Below are 986 nucleotides of genomic sequence, written 5' to 3' on the forward strand. Positions count from 1 at the left end.
CTAGTTGAGTCCTTTATTGTGACCTCTGCGGACGGTACCGAGCACACGATTAGCGTGACGGTGAACGGCGCGGAAGATGAAACGTTTATTAGCGGTGCTACGACAGATGTTGTAAAAGAAGACACAGGCGCTGTCGCGGGTGAGCTGCTGGGTGATGGCAAACTTGATATTGCCGATTTGGATGCGGGTGAGAATGCCTTTAGTACAGCGGTGACTAAGGTTGCGAATGCCGATGGCCAACAACCGCTAGGTGAGTTAACCATTCAAGCGGATGGCACTTGGTCTTACCGAGTCGTGAACAGCCTTGAAGGGGTTCAAGAGCTGGGTGACGGCGAGACTCGAATAGAGCGCTTTGAAGTCACCTCGATTGATGGCACGAAGACAGAAGTTATCGAAGTGACCATTCAAGGGACTGATGATGCACCTGTTATCGCGGGCACTGACATCGGTGGCGTGATTGAGGACACCGAGATTCAAGCGGGTGACTTACTAAAAGAAAGCGGCCAGCTGACGATTACCGACACCGACCAAGGCGAGAGCCAGTTCCAAACCAGCGTCACCAAAGTCGATGATGGCAACGGCCTCACACCTGTGGGCACCTTAACCATTGATGCCACCGGGGCGTGGAATTACGAGATAGACAATACAGACAGCTCGGTACAATCACTGGGTGAAGGCGAAACGCGCACCGAGACGTTCCAAGTACTCAGTGAAGATGGCACCACACACAACATCGTCATTACAATTACCGGTGTCAACGATCTACCGAGTGTTATCAGTGGCGCCAGCGATGATGCCATCGAAGACGCGCCGGTAGATCTCGATAGCGATGGCAACTTGGTCGCCAGCAATACCTTAGTGATCAGCGATACCGACGCCAATGAAGAGACCTTCATAGCGGGTGCTGGCACGCCAGTGGGCACGACTTACGGCGCCCTTACCATCGGCACGGATGGTCAATGGACGTATAAAGTCGACAACAGCTC

Annotated in this window: 1 protein-coding gene; it reads left to right on the plus strand. The window is 53.2% G+C overall.

Annotated elements, in window-relative coordinates:
- On the plus strand, positions 1-986 hold a 986-nt coding region (locus AB4405_RS21470), incomplete at both ends, for a VCBS domain-containing protein (protein WP_372062759.1).

This window comes from Vibrio sp. 10N.261.51.F12, assembly GCF_041471725.1.
In the GTDB taxonomy this organism is placed as follows: domain Bacteria; phylum Pseudomonadota; class Gammaproteobacteria; order Enterobacterales; family Vibrionaceae; genus Vibrio.